Below are 18,688 nucleotides of genomic sequence, written 5' to 3' on the forward strand. Positions count from 1 at the left end.
CCGGCAGTATGAATTGTTAATATAAAGTCGGTCTACGGTCTTCGAACACGGGAATGCGTCCACGCACTTCGTCAACGAGCGCAAGATCGATCTCTACGCTGATGATCGTCTCGGTGTCGTCAGCTTCCGCAATGATTTCGCCCCATGGATCGATTACCATGCTGTGACCGAAGAAGCTCGTCTCCCCGCTCGTGCCGCAGCGGTTGCACGCAATAACGTACATCTGATTCTCGATTGCGCGCGCCGTCAACAGCGTGCGCCAGTGATGCAGTCGCGGGTTGGGCCACTGCGCCGGAACGAACAGGAGCTTAGCGCCAGATAGCGCTAGTCTGCGAGCCAGCTCCGGGAATCGAATATCGTAACAGATCATCATGCCGGCCTTCTCGCCTGCCACGTCCAGCGTTCCGATGGCATTGCCTGCGGTCAGATGCTTTTCTTCTTCCATTAAACGGAACAGGTGAATTTTCGAGTAGTCGGACTGCAATTCGCCCTTCTCATCAAACACGTATATCGTGTTGTATACGCCGTCCGCCCTTTTCTCCGCTACCGATCCGCCGACGATCTGCACGCCATGCTTCCGGCTGAATGCCGAAAGCATGGCTTTCGTCCGTTCTCCGTCTAAATCCGCAATCTCCCCGATTCGTTCCAGCGCATAACCGGTATTCCACATTTCCGGAAACACGATGACATCCGGCTTGTCCTGAACGTCGACCGCTTGTTCGAGAAGTTCGGCCAATTTACGGAAATTCTCATTCGGATGTCCTGCCTCCACATGCATTTGCAGCAGTGCAAGGCGTAATTTACGGGTCGTCATCATGCAAAACTCCCTTGCTCTTCATTCGTTTTCCCTAATGATACCTTCTCATGGTTCGCTGTCAAGATGGGCACCGTAATAGCGCAATCACTTTACTTACGAAGGAGAATGATCATGCCGCAGCTCAAAAGTAAATGGTCCCTGACCGTAGCGCTCTTCGCGGCGCTGCTGCTCCTCCCGTTCGTGACGCCGGCGTACGCCTTGGAGGAAACCAGCGCGCCGATGCGTCCGGTGCAAGTGTTCGACGTCGCGGCAGGCAAAGTCGTCAAATCGGTCCCGAACAGTCCCGAGTACCAGAATATCGCGAGCGCGTGGATCAAAGGAGCCAAAGAGCTGGCGCCTCAGCTTCAGCCAGACGAGAAATGCGGCTATGTATTCCGCATACCGCTTGATGCACCCGCTTCAATTAAGGCTGGGAGCGTGACCGTGCAAGCGACGGACGTCTTCTTATTCTACTGCCCGGATAAGCCGAAGCTGCTCCTTATTTTTGACGAAAATCGCAAGCCTTACTTATTCCAGCTCAACGTTGATGTTAAACCTTTTATGAGCAAAATCGGGCTGTAAACATTCGGCCGACCGTCTTTTCATCTCTCTTCACTCCGCCTTAATCCGAGCTATCGACACGGATTTGGAATCATGTTAAAGTATGTGTAGCTTTCGGGACAGTTAGCATGTAAGCGAATGGAGTGAAGAGAATGAACAAGACACAACCTTTACATACGCGCATTCAACCCGCCGACCGAATGACGGGATTGCCGGCTCAATTCTTTGCCGGATTGGTTCGCAAAGCCAACGCGCAGGCTGCCAAAGGACGAGATGTCATTAATTTGGGGCAAGGCAATCCTGACCAACCGACGCCATCGCATATCGTGGCCAAATTGCAGGCGGAAGCGCCGAATCCCGCTTACCATAAATATCCGCCGTTTAGCGGTTTCGCCTTTCTCAAAGAAGCGGTCGCCAAGCGATATAAAGAAGACTACAATGTCGATCTCGATCCAGAGACGGAGGTCGCAATCTTGTTCGGCGGCAAGACCGGACTGATCGAAATTAGCCAATGTCTGCTCAACCCCGGCGATATTGCGCTCGTGCCCGATCCAGGTTACCCGGATTATTGGTCGGGCGTTGCATTAGCAGGTGGCCGAATGGAATACATGCCGCTCAAGGCGGACAACGCATTCCTCCCGGATTACGGCGCAGTCGCGCCTGCAATTGCCGACCTAGCCAAGCTCATGTTCATCAATTACCCGAACAATCCGACAGGCGCCGTGGCAGACGATTCGTTCTACGCGGATACCGTTGCGTTCGCGGCCAAGCATAATATTGTCGTTGCCAGTGATTTCGCATACGGCGCGCTTGGTTTTGATGGCAATCAACCAGTCAGTTTCCTCCAGACACCTGGCGCCAAAGAAGTTGGCGTCGAGTTCTATACATTGTCCAAAACCTATAATATGGCCGGCTGGCGTGTTGGGTTCGCGCTCGGCAACAAAGAAGTCGTCGGCTTGATTAATCTGATCCAGGATCACTATTACTGCAGCTTATTCGGCGGAATTCAGGCTGCCGCGGCTGAAGCGCTGACCGGCCCTCAGGATTGCGTGGCCCAGCTTCGCCAAACGTACGAGAACCGCCGCAACGCTTTGTTCGGCGCGCTAGGGGAAATCGGCTGGCAAGCAGACAAACCGGGCGGCTCGTTCTTCTGCTGGCTTCCGGTGCCGAAAGGCCATACATCGGCTTCATTCGCCGATCTCGTACTTGAACAAGCCGATGTCGTCGTCGCGCCGGGCATCGGATTCGGCACGCATGGCGAAGGATATGTCCGATTGGGTCTGCTCGCTTCGGAGGAGCGGTTAATTGAGGCCGCCAACCGGATCGGCCGACTCGGATTATTCCGATAATCCCGCACCCTTGTGCCTTTACAGCTTCGCAGCGACCGTGATATGCTATGCACAATTGAACACTTCAACGTGATGATGGGGCCAAGTACACGAGCAGCCGCCGCGCGCAGAGAGTAAATTCATTAGCTGAGAGAATTTACCGCGGCAGGCGTGGAAACCCACCCTTGAACTTCCGGTGACGAGCCGGACAGCGCCTGCTGTTATCAGGCTTGAGATGGATAGTCATGCGCATACTGCGCCCATGCTATCAACAAAGGTGGTACCGCGGAAGTCACACTTTCGTCCTTTATACAAGTAAAGGATGAAAGTGTGTTTTTTTATTTGCCCCGTTTCGCACAGAACAGATCATCGACTCGGAAAGGAATCGGCGTATGACGGAACGTACAGTTGTCAAAATCGGAAGCAGTTCGCTCACTTCCGACGAGGGTGGCATCAACCGGGAACGAATCCGCTTCTTCTCGGATGAATTAGCCTCCTTGCACAAGGCGGGACAGCAAGTGCTGCTCGTCACCTCCGGCGCGGTTGCCGCTGGATTCAAGAGCATCGGTTATGCCGCAAGACCGAAACTGCTGCACGAGAAGCAAGCCGCCGCGGCGGTCGGCCAGGCGCTGCTTATGCAGGCTTATCAGGAAGCGTTCTCTGAGCACGGGATCGGCGTCGCCCAAATTTTGCTGACGCGCGCGGACTTCTCTAACCGCTCCCGGATCGGCAACGCCCAGAAGACGATCGAGGAATTGTTGCGGCAGCGGATGATCCCCATTATCAACGAGAACGATACCGTGGCCACGGATGAGTTAAAATTCGGCGACAACGATACCCTCTCCTCGCTGGTCGGCAACCTGCTTAAAGCGGATCGTCTGCTTATTCTAACCGATACGGACGGCGTCTATATGGAGGATCCGCGCAAAAATCCGAATGCGCTCCGGCTCGACCGGGTCGAGCAAATTTCGGAAGACATCATGCGCATTGCCGGTGGTTCCGGATCTTCCGTCGGCACGGGCGGCATGCGCTCCAAAATCGAGGCGGCGCGAATCGCGATGCGCGGCGGCGTCCCTGCTTTCATCGGCCGGGTGACCGAGAGCGGCGACTTGATGGCAGCCGCGCAAGGAAACGGGAAAGGAACTTATTTTGCCGCTAACCTTCATACGCTTCCGATGAAGAAGCAATGGCTTGGCTTTCATTCCGCGACCCAAGGTCGGATCGTCGTGGACGAAGGGGCCGAATCGGCGCTTACCGAACGGGGCAAAAGCCTGCTGCCAGCCGGGATTCGCGCCATCGACGGCGAATTCCATCCAGGCGACGTCGTCGAGGTCGTCAACCTCGCGCAGCGTACGATTGGCCGTGGCGTCGTCAATTATGAATCTTGGCAAGTGCAAGCCGCCATGGGACTTGGCTCTGACGAAGTCAAAAGACGGATCGACGTGACCCGGATCGAGGTCATTCACCGGGATGAATGGGTTACGTTGAAGTAGCGACATCGAAATAAATGGGGAGAAACAAGGAGGAACGAGAGATGAGTGAAGCTAGACTGAAATCCGCACTTGCTCAGCAAGCAAGCAAAACCCTGAATACGCTGACGACGGAACAAAAGAACGAAGCGCTCCTGCTAATGGCCGACGCACTGATCACGGAGCAAGCTTCCATATTGGACGCGAACATGGCCGATTTGCAGCGGGGCCGGCAGAACGGCACGAGCGAATCGCTGCTGGACCGGATCGCGCTGACCGAAAGCCGGATTGCCGGTATTGCGGAAGGCTTACGGCAGATCGTCGAATTGCCGGATCCGGTCGGACTTATTCAAGAATCATTCGATCGGCCGAACGGCCTGCGCATTGAGAAGATTTCCGTGCCGCTTGGCGTCATCGGCATTATATATGAAGCAAGACCGAATGTTACCGTCGATGCGGCCGGGTTATGTCTGAAGACCGGTAACGCCGTCGTGCTTCGCGGCGGTTCCGCGGCGCTCTCCTCGAACAGCCGCATCGTGGAAGTGCTGCGTGAAGCGCTCTCCCGTTCCGCCCTGCCCGCTGACTCGCTGCAGCTGATCGAAGATCCTAGCCGCGCCTCGGTCGACGAGATGTTGAAGCTGAACGGCTTGCTGGACGTTATTATCCCGCGCGGCGGCGCATCGTTGATCCGCAATGTCGTCGAGAATGCGACCGTTCCCGTCATCGAGACCGGCGCCGGAATCTGTCATACCTTCGTCGATGAAAGCGCAGATCCGTCAATGGCTTCCGACATCGCGTTCAACGCCAAGGTGCAGCGTCCTTCCGTCTGTAACTCCATGGAGACGCTGCTCGTTCACGAGCGGTTTGCTCGCGAACATTTGGCTGCGATCGCGGACCGAATGCAGGCGGCTAAGGTCGAGCTTCGCGGCTGTGAGGCTACCAGAGCGTTAATCCCTAACGCCAAGCAGGCAACGAATGAAGATTACGCAACGGAATATAATGATTATATTTTGAATATCAAAGTCGTCGGCACCTTAGATGAAGCCATCGCGCACATCGGCGAATACGGCACCAAACATTCCGAATGCATCGTCACCGAGAATCCGTCACATGCCAGCCGCTTCCTGCAGGCGATCGACGCCGCGGCGGTCTACCATAACGCGTCGACACGCTTTACGGACGGTTTCGAATTCGGCTTCGGCGCCGAGATCGGGATCAGCACCCAGAAGCTGCACGCGCGCGGCCCTATGGGTTTGCCCGCTCTGACATCGACGAAATATCGCGTTTACGGCAGCGGTCAAATCCGCGGATAATTTTTGGAGGTGCATTCGAATGTCCATACTCTCTTCTTCCGATCAAGCGCCAGTAATCGGTTCGCTTCGCCTTTGCTTCTACGGAGCCGGGTCGATGGCGGAAGCCGTCGTTCGGGGACTTATTAACCAGGAGCTAGCCGAGCCATCCCGCATTGCGATGTTCAATCGAAACAACGCCGATCGCCTCGCCGAACTTCAATCCAAATATAACGTTCGCGTATCATCCGCGCCAGACGACCAGATCGGCATGCTGCGCGACGCGGACGTCATCTTCCTCACGATGAAGCCGAAAGACGCGGCAGAAGCGCTGCGCAAGCTGGGCGGAATCGTGAAGCCGAATCAACTGCTCGTATCCGTCGTCGCCGGTCTATCGCTCCACACGATGGAAATGCTGCTTGGCCAAAAAATGCCGATCGTTCGCACGATGCCGAATACGTCGAGCACGATCGGCCTCGGAGCAACAGGCATGAGCTTCTCCGCGGCATGTACGGAATCGCACCGGCACATCGCGCTGACCATGTTCGAAGCGTTCGGCTTGACTACGGTCGTCGAAGAAACGATGCTCGATGCGGTGACGGGATTGTCCGGCAGCGGTCCGGCTTACATCTATTATATGATGGAAGCCATGATGCAAGCCGGCGAGGAATTGGGACTCAGCACGGCAGCTTCCCGAGATTTGACGATTCAAACGGTACTTGGCGCCGCGCATATGGTAAAATCAACAGGGGATATGCCCGCCGACTTGAGACGCAAAGTGACGTCCCCGAACGGCACGACTCAAGCGGCCATCGAAACGATGAACCAGCACGAATTCACGGAAGGCGTCATTCGCGCCATTAAGCGCGCAGCGGAGCGCGCGGCCGAAATGGGCGCCGAGATTGAAAGGAGCGCACTGCCATGAGCCATGGTAGCGTATGCGTCGCAACCTATCGATGCTACGACGATAAGGCGGATTTTAACAAGAAAGCACTCGGCATCGCTGTCGGCCTGACGGTCGGCAGTTGGACCGATCTTCCCGAAGCCCGCAAAGCCGAAATGGAGAAACACTTGGGGAAAGTAGTCTCCGTTACGGTACACGAACCGGACGGCGCACTGCCGGGCGAGCGATATGCCGATCTGAGAATCGCATACCCCGACGTTAACTTCAGCCGCGACATTCCCGCCCTGCTCGTCACGGTGTTCGGGAAGCTGTCGATGGACGGCCGCATTAAATTGATCGACCTAGAATTCTCTGCGTCGTTCGCATCGGCATTCCCGGGACCGAAATTCGGCATTGCCGGGGTACGCGAGCTGCTCGGGGTTCACGATCGTCCGCTGTTGATGAGCATCTTCAAATCCGTCATCGGCCACGATCTCGAAGGACTGCGCGAGCAGTTCTACAAACAGGCCCTCGGCGGCGTCGACCTCATTAAGGACGACGAAATCTTGTTCGAGAACCCGCTCACGCCGCTGGAGAAACGAGTGGAAACATGCATGGCGGCAGCCCGATTGGCCGAACGCGAGACCGGACAGAAGCTGCTGTATGCCGTTAACTTGACCGGCCCGACCTCACAGCTCGCCGCGAATGCCAAACGCGCAATCGCGGCAGGTGCCAATGCCCTGCTGTTTAACGTGCTTGCTTACGGCTACGACGCCCTGCATATGTTAAGCAGCGATCCTGACATTAACGTGCCGATCGCGGCGCATCCGTCGCTGGCAGGCGCATTCTATCCGTCGCCGCATTACGGCATTGCGGCACCACTCCTGCTCGGCAAATTGATGAGACTTGCCGGCGCAGACTTGGTGCTTTTCCCGTCGCCGTACGGCTCGGTCGTCATGCCGAAGGAAGAGAACCTCGCCGTACAGTCTGCGCTGATCGATCCCGCTCTCCCGGTCCGTGCCAGCATGCCGGTGCCATCGGCAGGTATTCACCCTGGACTCGTTCCGCTCATACTGCGCGATTTCGGCAAGGAAGTCGTGGTCAACGCCGGCGGCGGCATACACGGCCATCCGATGGGCACCGCAGCCGGCGGACAAGCGTTCCGTCAAGCGATCGCGGCCGCCGAGCAAGGCCTCTCCCTTCCGGAAGCGGCCAAACAGCCTGGGAACGAAGCGCTCCAAACCGCAATCGATCTATGGGGGTTTAAGGAATGACCAGTCAGCAAGAACAACTCGCAGCTGCAACAAACAAGAAACAAGTGATTTTCTGCGATTTCGACGGCACGATTACGGTGAACGACAATATTGTCGCGATTATTAAGCATTTCAATCCCAAAGGCTGGGAAACAATCGTCGACGATATTATTGCACAGCGCAAATCGATTGCGGAAGGCGTAGGGGAGCTGTTCCGCCTCCTTCCGACGTCGATGGAGCGCGAAGTCGTCGACTATGCGATCAACAACGTCCGTATTCGCGACGGCTTCCAAGAGCTGCTTGACTATTGCGCGCGCAGCGGGACCGAATTTTTCGTGACGAGCGGCGGGATCGACTTCTTCGTCTATCCCGTCTTGGCACGCTTCGGCATTCCCGCCGATCATATTTACTGCAACGGCAGCGATTTCAGCGGCGAGCGCATCGAGATTACGTGGCCGCATCCGTGCGACGAGCACTGCTCGAACAATTGCGGAATGTGCAAAACGACAATCATGCGCAGGTTCCCGGCCGAGACGCATACCCGTATTCTCATCGGCGACAGCGTGACCGATTTCGAAGGCGCTAAGCTCGCCGACGTCGTCTTCTCGCGCTCGCACTTGACGACCAAATGCCAGGAGCTGGGGCTTCCGCATACCGAATATGGCGACTTTCACGACATCGTGGCCGCCTTGCAGCAGAAGGAGGAAATTCGCCAATGACTTTTGCAAACATCTCGCTTGAAGAGAAACAACGCGCATTAGCCGAACTGACGGAAGTGAAGCAGTTGTTCGCAAGCCGAGGCTGGTTCCCGGGCACAAGCGGCAACTTGTCGGTGCGCGTCGGCGAGTTCGCTTCTGATGACTTCCAGTTCGCCATTACAGCGAGCGGGAAAGACAAATCCAAATCGACGCCAGAGGATTTCCTGTTCGTCGATCAGAGCGGTCAGCCGAGCGAACGCACGAACTTGAAGCCGTCTGCCGAGACGCTGATCCACTGTGAAATTTACCGGTTGACCGGTTGCGGCGCGATCTTCCACGTCCATACCGTCTTCAACAACCTCGTATCGGAGCTGTTCTGGGACCGCAAATCCATCCCGGTCGACGGCGTGGAATTGATCAAAGCATTCAATATCTGGGACGAGGACGCGCATATCGAGATTCCGATCGTCTCTAACTTCGCTCATATTCCTTCGATCGTGCCGGAAGTGACCGACCGGCTCGACCCGCGTATACCGGGCATTATGCTTCGCAAACACGGCATCTATGCTTGGGGCGCCAACGCCTTCGAAGCCAAGCGCCATTTGGAGGCGTTCGAGTTTTTGTTTGAATATGTTTATCGGTGGGAGAATTTGAAGCGCAAGCAATAGCGCTTCAAACTCTCCCGGCATTGTTGCAGAAGTGATAATAGCTTCTGCAAACTATGACCCAATCAGAATTTGAAGCGCAAGCAATAGCGCTTCAAACTCTCCCGGCATTGTTGCAGAAGTGATAATATCTTCTGCAACGATGACCCAACCCAAAAAGACTGATCCCGCCGGATCAGTCTTTTCTCATTCCTTCGCGCCGAGCTTCAAGCTAAGCCGTTCGGCCGCTTGCACCGCTGCTTCGATTTTATTCAACCCCAAGCAATGCTCCTCTGTGATGGCGAAAGTACCTGGAATCGTAAGGCCGCCGAAGTACGCTTTGACTTCTTCCGCATCCGTAAACCAATCTCCCGGCTCGACTGGTTCGATCGGCTGGTCCGGCCATACCTGAGTCAGTTCCGGACTATACAAAGGCGTCCTGCCCCGGATTAGTCTGCAGCCGTCCAGCTTCTGCTTATAACGCGGCTGAGTGTGCTCGGGACGCTTAGACGTGAACAAATGCGGCGCATAATCCATACGCGAACCGGTATGGCGGACCGCCTTCATATACAGATGGACACCTCGCCCGACTTGCGGCACGCCGAACAGCATTGCATACAACCGTTTGCCGAACTCGATCCGTTCTTCGAGATTTCGAAAATCCTCCAGCACGATCCCCGCCAGCTGCATCTCCCCATCCGTAAGCGCCCCGTACGGCATGAACACCGCGTTCAGCTGAAGTGGAGCTTGAAGGAGGAAGGATACGGTGTCCAGTACATGCTGCCGATAATAAGGGTTCTGCACGATGCGCCCTTCAATGAAGTGCTGCTCATTCACAATGAGCGCTACCGTCAAAATCGCCGACTCCCGACGCTGCCAGAATTGCTCCCAGACCGGTTCCATAAACCGGCTAACGCCGAACGCCGGTAGCAAATACGACAGATCCTTGCCTTCCTTACACGACAAGTCGTAAAGCAGCAGCTGCGGAAACGCATCTCCGAAAATAAGTGCGTTCGCACGCTCCAACATGGCGAATATCGCCTCGCGCTGCTCCGCGTTCAGCAGCCTGGGCAGCAACTCGCCCTGCAAGTCTGTCATGTTATAGCCGCCATTGCGGGAGACGAGATGGGCAAGCAGTGCCCAATGAAGCTCCGGACGCCGCAAGTAGAGTAGCCGATAAGCTTCGGTACGAGTGACATTATTGCGATTAGCCAGGGCCGTCTCATGTTCGATTCGATGGATGAATCGCCGATCCTGATCACTCCAAGAACGGCTTGCCCACCGAACATTACCCGCGTTCAAGCGCCCACCCTCCGCTTCGCCATCCTCCTTCGTCCCTATGCTCCCCTGTAGTTGTCCTTCGTCTGCGAGCGCAGACCATCTGGCAAACAGAGGGCGAAGCAGCGAATCCCTTAGTTTTGGCGGACGCGCGGTTTCGGTCATTTGAGCGGATAGGTCACGCGCGCGCCACTTCGATCGTACGACCGCGAATAACGTAACTAGCAGCCGAATGAACCGCGCAGCTATTCGGTACCACTTCTCCCGCATGGTCGGCTTTACCCAGTTTGAATTCAATCTCCCGCCCCGCTTCCAACGTATATACGTCTCAGTATGGGCAAACGACAAGACCGCTAGCCCTCTCGACTCTCGCACATCGCAAGAAATACCATTGGAGCAAGAAGAATCAGTTCCCGCTTTTGCAACCACACATGGACAAGTATAATAGGCAATATAGGATCGGCTCGAATAGGAAGGAGTCAGAACGCCATGTGCGGACGCTTCACGATTACGGTGACGCTCGAAGAACTTATGCTTCGCTATTGGATCGGCGACGCTACGGTACCGTTCCATACCCCCAAATACAATGTCGCGCCAGGACAGCAAGTGCTGGCCATTATCCATGACGGCCAACAAAACCGGCTAGGCGAGCTCAAATGGGGACTGGTCCCCTCGTGGTCCAACGACCCGAAGATCGGCAACAAGCTGTTGAACGCTCGCTCCGAGACCATCCATGAGAAGCCGGCATTCAAGCAACTAGTCGGCCGCAAACGCTGCATTGTGCCGGCAGACGGCTTCTATGAGTGGCAGAAAACCGCTACAGGGAAACAGCCGATGCGGATCGTTCTGCGCAGCCGCAATGTATTCAGCATGGCTGGCTTGTACGATATTTGGGTAAGTCCTGACGGCACAAGGGTGAGCACCTGCACGATCTTGACCACAGCTCCGAACGAGCTGATGGCCCCCATTCACGACCGGATGCCCGTCATTCTACAGCCCGAGGACGAAGCGCTATGGCTGGATCGCAGCGTTCAGAATCCGAACGAGTTCAAACGTCTTTACGTACCTTACCCAGCGGATGAGCTTGAAGCTTACCCTGTTCACTCTTCAGTCGGCAGCGTGAAGGTGGACGAGCCCTCGTGCATCGAGCCGCTTGCCGCCTTGAGTTGAAGCACTCCCCCGCTGAACGACGCAGAAAGGCCATCCTCGCGGACTCCATAGAGCCCACATGAGGATGGCCTTTCTCACTTGGCTGAACCATCGACGCTTAGCGAAACATCGTCCACAGCTTCAACAGATGAAGCGTATTGTTCGGGTCGATCTTTTGGGCAAGCACGAAAGCGACGATTTGCTCCTCCTGCGTCTCGTTGAGCGGCTCGTTCAGCACGCCGGATGCCTGCCTGACGAGACGGCGCACTTTGACGCGATCCTGCAGATCGTATTTCGTCAAACCGTTGAGCACTTGTTTGATACGTTCCTTGACGACCGGATTTTTCATTTTGACCTTGACGCGTTCGACGAACTCGGGACGAATTCCAAATTTCGTATAACTCATATGCGGCAATAGCACCTCCGTCCGGCTTTTCAGCCCTTCGTCCCTACTATATGCCGCAGCAATCCCGAAGATATCTAGTCCAGCAAATCCCCTTCAAAAAGCTGATCCTGTTTTAAGATATTGTGCAGCCGGGCAAGCGTCGCATCGGTCCAGAAATCATCCCGCCGCGCCAAATCGGCCGCATCGTCGCGCGCTTCTTCCAGCACCGCGAAGTCCGTGTCCAAATTGGCCAGCTTGAACTCCGGTACGCCGCTCTGCTTCGTCCCGAAAAAGTCGCCAGGTCCGCGTAAATCCAAATCTCTGCGCGCCACCTCGAAACCATCGTCGGTCTCCGTCATCACCTTCATGCGCTCACGCCCCACTTCGGACTTCGGATCCGCGATCAAGACGCAATGCGACTGATGTTCGCCCCGACCGACGCGTCCGCGCAGCTGATGCAATTGAGACAACCCGAACCGCTCCGCGTCCATGATGATCATGAGCGTGGCGTTCGGGACATCGACCCCAACCTCGACGACGGTCGTGGCCACCAGCACTTGGGCTTCGTTGCGGCCGAACGCGGCCATGGATGCATCCTTCTCCGCCGGCGTCATTCTTCCGTGAAGCAAGCCGATTTGGAGATCCGGGAACGCCTGCTGCAATTGAATGTGAAGATCAATCGCATTCTGTACATCCAGCTTCTCGGATTCCTCGATAAGCGGGCAAATAAAGTACGCTTGCCGCCCGAGATCGGTCTCCTGCCGGATAAAACCGAGCACTCGGTCGAGCATGCTATGTTTGACCCAATAGGTTTTGATCGGTTTGCGCCCCTTTGGACGTTCGTTCAACGTGGAGACATCCATATCTCCGAAAGCAGTGATGGCGAGCGTGCGCGGAATCGGCGTAGCCGTCATCGTCAGCACATCCGGGTTCAACCCTTTGCGGCGGAGCACGCTTCGTTGATTGACGCCGAATCGATGCTGCTCGTCCGTGACGACAAGACCGAGGCTTTGAAAATGTACGGTGTCTTGGATAAGCGCATGCGTGCCCACGATAATTTGAATAAGTCCCATTTGAAGACCGGCCAGCACGTCGCGTTTGCGACGATCGGTCATGCTTCCGGTCAGCAAGCCGACTTCGATGCCAACCGGGGCAAACAGCTTTTGCAGCGATCGATAGTGCTGCTCCGCCAAAATTTCTGTCGGCACCATTAATGCGCCTTGATGTCCCGCCGTCACGGTCGCGAATAAAGCTACTGCCGCGACGACCGTTTTGCCTGCCCCGACGTCTCCTTGAAGCAGCCGGTTCATGCACCCGCTCGAGCGCATATCGATCAAAATTTCGTTCACGACCTTCTTTTGCGAGTCGGTTAGCTCGAATGGAAGGGTTGCCGCGAATTGACGAATTGCCTCTGCGCCTACGACATGGGCGATTCCTTGTGTCTTCTCCCTGGTCAATGCCCGGTAAGCCTGCAGTTTAAGTTGAAAGAGGAACAACTCTTCGTACACGAGTCTTCGGCGGGCGGCTTGTCCACGCTCAGCATCCTCCGGCTGGTGAACGCCTGCGACGGCATCCTTACGAGCCATCAGCTGATGTTTCTCGATTAAGGCATACGGCAGCACTTCTTCGATCAAACTGCCGTATTGCGTCAGTGCTTGCTGGATCGTCTTGCGTATCCACGATTGCGTGATGCTGCCGCCAACCGAATAGACCGGCTGAACTGAGCCTGAGCGCGATGAACCTCGATCGGGGAACTCGGACTCGGCCACCGTAATTTGCAGCCTGCGCTGCTCCCACTTGCCTGTCATCACGATCTCTCTGCCAGCCGTTAAGCTCTCCTTCAAGAAGTGACGGTTGAACCAGACCGCATGAACCAACACGCCGTCTACCATCACCCGGCAGTTCAATCGGGACTTCCCTTTCCCGAAACGCGACAGTATGGCATCGCTCATAATTTTGCCCTGAATGGTGACTTTCTCCCCATCCTTGGCTTCGCCTAATCCGCGAATCCGGTAATCTTCATAACGAAATGGAAAATAGTTCAGCAAATCAGCCACGGTATGGACGCCAAAGGCGTGAAGCTCCTGTTCCTTCTGAGCACTCACGCCTTTGATTTGCCGGACTGAAAGTTCATCCAGCTTCATGATGGTTAACCTCTCACTCGATTAATGAAAATCGCCGCTGCGCCGGGACCGACGTGAGCCCCGATGACAGGGCCAATCCAGGTATAATGGACGGTACGGACATCCAGCTTCTCTTGCACAAGCCGGCCCAGCTCTACTGCGAGATCTTTGACGTTCGTCCATGCGATCGTCAGCTCGACCGGATCACGTCCGAAATCGCGCTCTACCATCTCCAGAATTCGGGCGACTGCTTTCTTCTGCCCACGCACCTTATCGATAGCTGTAACTTCACCTTCGGTATCGATGCTCAGGATCGGCTTAATATTCAGAATAGAGCCAATGACTGCGGAGGCTTTGCCGATACGCCCGCCTTTCTGCAAATATTCGAGCGTATCGACGATAAAATATAGCTTCTTATCTTGATTCAGCTGTTCAATCTCAATTAGAATCTCGGCCTTCGACTTCCCTGCTTGCGCCAGCTTCGCGGCATGCACGACAAGCAGGCCGATGCCGTAAGTCGCGGATTTGGAGTCATAGACCGAAATATCTGCGTCGCGCTCCAGCATCGATTGGCCGATCATGGCAGATTGGAACGTGCCGCTGAATTTGGCCGATAGATGGATCGAGATGATCGACGCTTCCGGATCTTCATTCAGAATCCGTTCGTACGTCTCCATAAATTCGATCGGTGAAGGCTGCGACGTCGTCGGCAGTGCTTGCGCGCGCTGAAGCTTTTCATAGAATTGTTCCGGGCTTAGCGTAATGCCGTCCAGATACGTTTCCTCACCGAAAATGACTTTGAGCGGAACAAGCTCTATGCCTAATTGCTCGCGCATCTCGGCTGGAATATCGGACGTGCTGTCTGTTACGATTCGAACTTTGCTCACAACGCCACCCCCTATTCTACAGCAAACAAATATGGATACAGCGGTTGTCCGCCGGCGTGCACTTCCAGTTCCGCATCCGGATATTGTTCCATGATCCAGTCAGAGAGCGCTTCGGTCTGGGCGAGCTCCGCTTGTTCGCCGGTCAGAATGGTAACGAGCTCTCCCCCGTCTTCCATCATACGCGCCAGCAGCGCTTGACAGGCCGCGGTCAAATCTGGCAGCGCCGTGACGATGGATTTCTCGAGAATGCCGATGTAGTCGCCCTCGCGAATATCGATGCCGTCGATCGACGTATCGCGGACGGCGTGCGTTACTTGGCCCGAGAGAACCTGCTTCGCCGCCTGCTGCATGGCTTCCGCATTCGCCTCGGATGTCTCTTCATCACGAAAAGCGAGGACGGCAGCGAGTCCTTGCGGGATTGTCTTCGTCGGTATAACGGTAACGCTGCGCTCGCTAAGCTCCGCCGCTTGCTGAGCCGCGAGAACGATATTGCCGTTATTCGGGAGCAAATAGATATGTTCCGCAGCTAACGAATCGATCGCTTTCACGAAATCTTCCGTACTAGGGTTCATCGTCTGACCGCCCGAGAGGACGACATCAACGTTATTGTCCAGGAAAATATTCCGGATGCCATCCCCCATCGCGACCGCGATTATGCCGAAAGCAGCCCATTCATGCGCTTGCGAAACGGAAATCGAGTCAATCGAGGCGCCGGTCAAAACTTCCGGCACTACCTTGCCGAGCTCTTCATCCGCCACGCTGCCGAATCCGCCGTGCGATTCTTCCTCCAGAATATCGCGGTGCTGCTCACGCATGTTCAGAATATGCATGTCCGTTAATTCGCCATATGGCAGCGCCAAATTGAAAACATCGCCTGGTCTGCGGGAATGGACGTGCACCTTGATGATATCGTCGTCCGCGATAACGAGAATCGAGTCTCCGTCCTTCGCGAGCGCCTTCTTGAACGCTTCTTCGTCGAATGGTATCGTTTTGCCTCCGCCGAGCTTGCGATTAATGAAAAACTCCATATCGTACAAAAACTCGATCGCTTCCGTGGAAAGACGGGATTGCGCGCTCGATGGCTGTGCTGGAACGATCGGCTTTACCACGTTGTGCTGCGCGCCGACTTCTTCCGGTCTTGCGGCTTCGCTCGCCCCCCATGCCCCTTCGGTAACGCTAGCGTTCGAGAGGGCCCGTGCAAAGCCTTCATAGATGAACACGAGTCCTTGACCGCCCGAGTCGACAACGCCCACTTGCTTGAGCACGGGCAGCAGATCCGGCGTCCGCTGAAGCGCTTCGTGCGCTTTCGCATGCACCTCGCTCATAAACTCCGTAACGTCCGGTGTTCTGCGCGCGATGGCTACGGCGTGTTTGGCCGCTTCCTTGGCTACCGTCAAGATGGTACCTTCCACCGGTTTGACGACCGCCTTATAGGCCGCGTCCACGCCATGCTGGAAAGCAGCAGCGAGTTGCATCGAGTTAATCTCTTCCGCACCTGCGACGCTCTTGGAGAAGCCTCGGAACAATTGGGATAAAATAACGCCCGAATTGCCTCTGGCTCCCATCAACAGACCTTTCGAAAGCGCTTCCGCAACTTTGCCGACCGCTGGCGACGGTTTGCTTCGAAGCTCCTGTACCCCCGATGTCATGGTCAAATTCATGTTCGTACCCGTATCGCCATCCGGCACCGGAAATACATTCAAAGCATTAACGTGGTCCACGTTGCGATGCAAGCAATCGGCCCCCATATTCACCATGCCCGCAAAGTCTGAACCGTTTATATAACGTTTACTCAACGTTGATTCCCCTTCCTACCGAGATACCCGTACGCCCTGGACAAGAATATTGACGTCATCTACCTGTAGGCCGATGACATCGTTCAGCACATATTTTACTTTCGTCTGAATGTTATGCGCGACTTCGGATATTTTTGTTCCATAGCTAACGATGATGTACAAGTCTATAAGCAAGCGTTCGTTCTCCCGGCGCACTTCCACTCCACGCGTCAAATTATCGCGTCCGAGAAGTTCCGTAATCCCATCTTTCAGCTGCTTGCGAGAAGCCATTCCGACTAGCCCATAACATTCCAGTGCCGCTGAGCCGGCAAGTACGGCGATGACGTGATCGGTAATGATGATGGTTCCTTGTTCCGATTTAAGCTGCAGAGGCATGGAAATCCACTCCTTCGTTTATGTATTATGGACTAAACAACATTGTACTATAAATATTGCAGATATTGAAGCCCGTTCGTCGAATTTCGCCGATTTTCATCTCATTTCGCCCCTTTTGCATGTCTTGATTCGTTGGGCGAACTATGTTATTATGTTTGAGTATGTTTATTTGCAACGGTTTTCAAGGAGGTGTATTCCATGTCTCGCAAATGTTACATCACGGGCAAAAGCCCAAGCACTGGCAACCATGTTTCTCACGCTAACAACAAAAACCGTCGTTCTTGGGGCGTCAACGTCCAGAAGGTTCGCATTCTGGTTGACGGCAAACCAAAACGCGTATACGTCAGCACTCGTGCACTGAAATCCGGTAAAGTTACGCGCGTGTAGTAACGTTCACCATGGACAAAAGCACCTGATCCCATCAGGTGCTTTTTTTCATATGCCCGCGAATATAGCCGTCCACGTCCTCCGCAGGCGGCTGTGTTCCCGTGGCGGGATATGCGCTTTCGAAGAGACTTCGGCACCGCGGCTAGCTTTAACTTTTTTGAAAGGTGTTCAAAATCGCTTTGACAACCCCGCCCAAAAATTTTGGAAGCTTAATCGTATAAAACTTCATCCTCCACCCCTCCTACGCATGCTCGACATCGCTCCGTCCGTGTATTATACGTGATACCTTCCGCATTGTGCGCATTAAAGCGTTAGCGGTCCTGCCAGCTCTTTTTGCAGATTGCTGGCAAACAAAAAAGGCTACAGGAACCTTCGTTCATGTAACCATCCTATGCGCAGGCCAACCCGCGTATTCCAAGCAAGGGAGCCCATTAAATGATGTTTTGCAGGATCAGGGAAGCAGCGGCGGCCGCCTCATCCTGCTGTTGTCTAGCATACTCCGCGACAGCCATTGTGATCACGCCCATGAAATAAAAGAAAATGGCGAGCGCGATGAACGCGATCCGATGGCCGAGCTTGTGAAATTTCTTGAAGAACAATACGCCGAGCACGATCGCCCCGATCGAGAACAACGTGCTGACGGGGAAACCAAAGAATGAGAACAGCGACAGTAAGGTGCCGCTGCCCCAGCTAAAGAGCAGCAGCAGCAGCAATCGTTTGATTCGTCCTCCCATGGACGATCCTAGCGGAGCGCCGTAATGGCGGCTGCCCGATCCTGCTCGGTGAAGATCGCGTTGCCCGCCACGAGGACGTTCGCGCCCGCTTCGCGCACGAGAGGCGCCGTTACGGCGTTGATGCCCCCGTCGACCTGCACATGCATGCCGTTCAAGCCGCGCTGCTCCAGTAGGCTTCGAAGCGCTTGAAGCTTCTGAATGGAGCCAGGGATGAACTTCTGTCCGCCGAAGCCCGGGTTCACGGTCATGATTAGCACCAAATCCAGATCGTCCAGCACATGCTCGAGCACCGAGATCGGCGTAGCCGGATTCAGTGCGACGCCTGCTGGCAAGCCCGCTTCCTTGATGAGATGAACGACCCTGTGCAAATGCACGCATGCTTCAGCATGAATCGTAATGCGATCCGCGCCGGCTTTGATGAACGCCGGAATATATTGCTCCGGCTTCTCAATCATCAGATGAACGTCGAATGGCAGCTTCGTGGCCGAACGAACAGCTTCCACGATGAGCGGACCGAACGTTAAGTTCGGGACGAAATGGCCGTCCATCACATCAATATGGATCCAGTCGGCCCCCGCGCGCTCTACATCCCGGATATCGTCAGCTAATGCGGCAAAGTCTGCCGAAAGAATAGATGGTGCGATGATCGACAT

At 55.2% G+C, this 18,688-nt stretch carries 20 protein-coding genes; 10 read left to right on the top strand and 10 right to left on the bottom strand.

The window, feature by feature from the left end; genetic code table 11:
* Positions 1-16: 16 nt before the first annotated feature.
* On the bottom strand, positions 17-814 hold the full coding sequence (locus ACFFSY_RS31745; RefSeq protein WP_377502146.1) for a carbon-nitrogen family hydrolase: 798 nt from the start codon (positions 812-814) through the stop codon (positions 17-19).
* A gap of 114 nt (positions 815-928) precedes the next feature.
* Here ACFFSY_RS31745 and ACFFSY_RS31750 point away from each other — a divergent pair, with 114 nt between their 5' ends.
* From ACFFSY_RS31750 to mtnB, 8 genes are all read left to right on the top strand, one after another.
* Positions 929-1,378, top strand: coding sequence for a hypothetical protein (locus ACFFSY_RS31750; RefSeq protein ID WP_377501851.1), 450 nt, complete (start codon positions 929-931; stop codon positions 1,376-1,378).
* A 131-nt stretch (positions 1,379-1,509) separates the two neighbouring features.
* Entirely contained in the window at positions 1,510-2,706 is a 1,197-nt protein-coding gene (locus ACFFSY_RS31755) for a pyridoxal phosphate-dependent aminotransferase (RefSeq protein ID WP_377501853.1), read from the top strand.
* A gap of 371 nt (positions 2,707-3,077) precedes the next feature.
* Positions 3,078-4,178 carry a glutamate 5-kinase gene (gene proB / locus ACFFSY_RS31760; RefSeq protein WP_377501855.1) on the top strand — a complete coding sequence of 367 codons (1,101 nt, stop codon included), beginning with the start codon at positions 3,078-3,080 and terminating at the stop codon, positions 4,176-4,178.
* A gap of 41 nt (positions 4,179-4,219) precedes the next feature.
* The gene (locus tag ACFFSY_RS31765) at positions 4,220-5,467 is read left to right on the top strand and encodes a glutamate-5-semialdehyde dehydrogenase (protein ID WP_377501857.1); all 1,248 of its coding nucleotides are present in this window, start codon (positions 4,220-4,222) and stop codon (positions 5,465-5,467) included.
* Positions 5,468-5,486: 19 nt separating this feature from the next.
* Positions 5,487-6,368 carry a pyrroline-5-carboxylate reductase gene (proC, locus tag ACFFSY_RS31770; RefSeq protein ID WP_377501859.1) on the top strand — a complete coding sequence of 294 codons (882 nt, stop codon included), beginning with the start codon at positions 5,487-5,489 and terminating at the stop codon, positions 6,366-6,368.
* Positions 6,365-7,600, top strand: a complete 1,236-nt coding sequence (locus tag ACFFSY_RS31775; RefSeq protein WP_377501861.1) for a 2,3-diketo-5-methylthiopentyl-1-phosphate enolase — start codon at positions 6,365-6,367, stop codon at positions 7,598-7,600. The genes proC and ACFFSY_RS31775 overlap by 4 nt, the downstream gene beginning before the upstream one ends.
* Positions 7,597-8,298 (top strand): 2-hydroxy-3-keto-5-methylthiopentenyl-1-phosphate phosphatase, encoded by a 702-nt coding sequence (locus tag ACFFSY_RS31780; protein ID WP_377501863.1) that lies wholly within the window; start codon positions 7,597-7,599, stop codon positions 8,296-8,298. The genes ACFFSY_RS31775 and ACFFSY_RS31780 overlap by 4 nt, the downstream gene beginning before the upstream one ends.
* Positions 8,295-8,945 (top strand): methylthioribulose 1-phosphate dehydratase, encoded by a 651-nt coding sequence (gene mtnB, locus ACFFSY_RS31785; protein ID WP_377501865.1) that lies wholly within the window; start codon positions 8,295-8,297, stop codon positions 8,943-8,945. Before ACFFSY_RS31780 ends, mtnB begins: the two co-directional genes overlap by 4 nt.
* Before the next feature lie 183 nt (positions 8,946-9,128).
* On the opposite strand, the gene ACFFSY_RS31790 is transcribed toward mtnB, so the two are convergent.
* Complete coding sequence (locus tag ACFFSY_RS31790) at positions 9,129-10,496, bottom strand: DUF2515 family protein (RefSeq protein WP_377501867.1); 1,368 nt, start codon at positions 10,494-10,496, stop codon at positions 9,129-9,131.
* Between the two features lie 192 nt (positions 10,497-10,688).
* On the opposite strand from ACFFSY_RS31790, the gene ACFFSY_RS31795 reads away from it, so the two are divergent.
* The gene (locus ACFFSY_RS31795) at positions 10,689-11,369 is read left to right on the top strand and encodes an SOS response-associated peptidase (RefSeq protein ID WP_377501869.1); all 681 of its coding nucleotides are present in this window, start codon (positions 10,689-10,691) and stop codon (positions 11,367-11,369) included.
* A gap of 97 nt (positions 11,370-11,466) precedes the next feature.
* Here ACFFSY_RS31795 and ACFFSY_RS31800 read toward each other — a convergent pair whose 3' ends face one another.
* The 5 genes from ACFFSY_RS31800 to ACFFSY_RS31820 form a co-directional block, all read right to left on the bottom strand.
* Positions 11,467-11,754, bottom strand: coding sequence for a stage VI sporulation protein F (locus ACFFSY_RS31800; RefSeq protein ID WP_377501871.1), 288 nt, complete (start codon positions 11,752-11,754; stop codon positions 11,467-11,469).
* 74 nt (positions 11,755-11,828) lie between these two features.
* Complete coding sequence (gene recG / locus ACFFSY_RS31805) at positions 11,829-13,877, bottom strand: ATP-dependent DNA helicase RecG (RefSeq protein ID WP_377501873.1); 2,049 nt, start codon at positions 13,875-13,877, stop codon at positions 11,829-11,831.
* A gap of 5 nt (positions 13,878-13,882) precedes the next feature.
* The gene (locus ACFFSY_RS31810) at positions 13,883-14,743 is read right to left on the bottom strand and encodes a fatty acid kinase binding subunit FakB (RefSeq protein WP_377501875.1); all 861 of its coding nucleotides are present in this window, start codon (positions 14,741-14,743) and stop codon (positions 13,883-13,885) included.
* Between the two features lie 11 nt (positions 14,744-14,754).
* The gene (gene fakA / locus ACFFSY_RS31815) at positions 14,755-16,539 is read right to left on the bottom strand and encodes a fatty acid kinase ATP-binding subunit FakA (RefSeq protein WP_512699698.1); all 1,785 of its coding nucleotides are present in this window, start codon (positions 16,537-16,539) and stop codon (positions 14,755-14,757) included.
* Positions 16,540-16,554: 15 nt separating this feature from the next.
* The gene (locus tag ACFFSY_RS31820) at positions 16,555-16,914 is read right to left on the bottom strand and encodes an Asp23/Gls24 family envelope stress response protein (RefSeq protein ID WP_377501877.1); all 360 of its coding nucleotides are present in this window, start codon (positions 16,912-16,914) and stop codon (positions 16,555-16,557) included.
* 198 nt (positions 16,915-17,112) lie between these two features.
* Here ACFFSY_RS31820 and rpmB point away from each other — a divergent pair, with 198 nt between their 5' ends.
* The gene (gene rpmB, locus ACFFSY_RS31825) at positions 17,113-17,301 is read left to right on the top strand and encodes a 50S ribosomal protein L28 (RefSeq protein ID WP_377501878.1); all 189 of its coding nucleotides are present in this window, start codon (positions 17,113-17,115) and stop codon (positions 17,299-17,301) included.
* Between the two features lie 148 nt (positions 17,302-17,449).
* Here the strand turns inward: rpmB and spoVM are convergent, their stop codons facing one another.
* The 3 genes from spoVM to rpe all read right to left on the bottom strand — a co-directional run bounded on the left by spoVM (position 17,450) and on the right by rpe (position 18,688).
* A complete protein-coding gene (gene spoVM / locus ACFFSY_RS31830; RefSeq protein ID WP_148931365.1) occupies positions 17,450-17,530 on the bottom strand; it encodes a stage V sporulation protein SpoVM in 81 nt (26 codons plus the stop codon).
* A gap of 202 nt (positions 17,531-17,732) precedes the next feature.
* Entirely contained in the window at positions 17,733-18,035 is a 303-nt protein-coding gene (locus ACFFSY_RS31835; protein WP_377501880.1) for a hypothetical protein, read from the bottom strand.
* A gap of 8 nt (positions 18,036-18,043) precedes the next feature.
* Positions 18,044-18,688 carry a ribulose-phosphate 3-epimerase gene (gene rpe / locus ACFFSY_RS31840; protein WP_377501882.1) on the bottom strand — a complete coding sequence of 215 codons (645 nt, stop codon included), beginning with the start codon at positions 18,686-18,688 and terminating at the stop codon, positions 18,044-18,046.

This window comes from Paenibacillus aurantiacus, from assembly GCF_042431225.1.
In the GTDB taxonomy this organism is placed as follows: domain Bacteria; phylum Bacillota; class Bacilli; order Paenibacillales; family Paenibacillaceae; genus Paenibacillus_Z; species Paenibacillus_Z aurantiacus.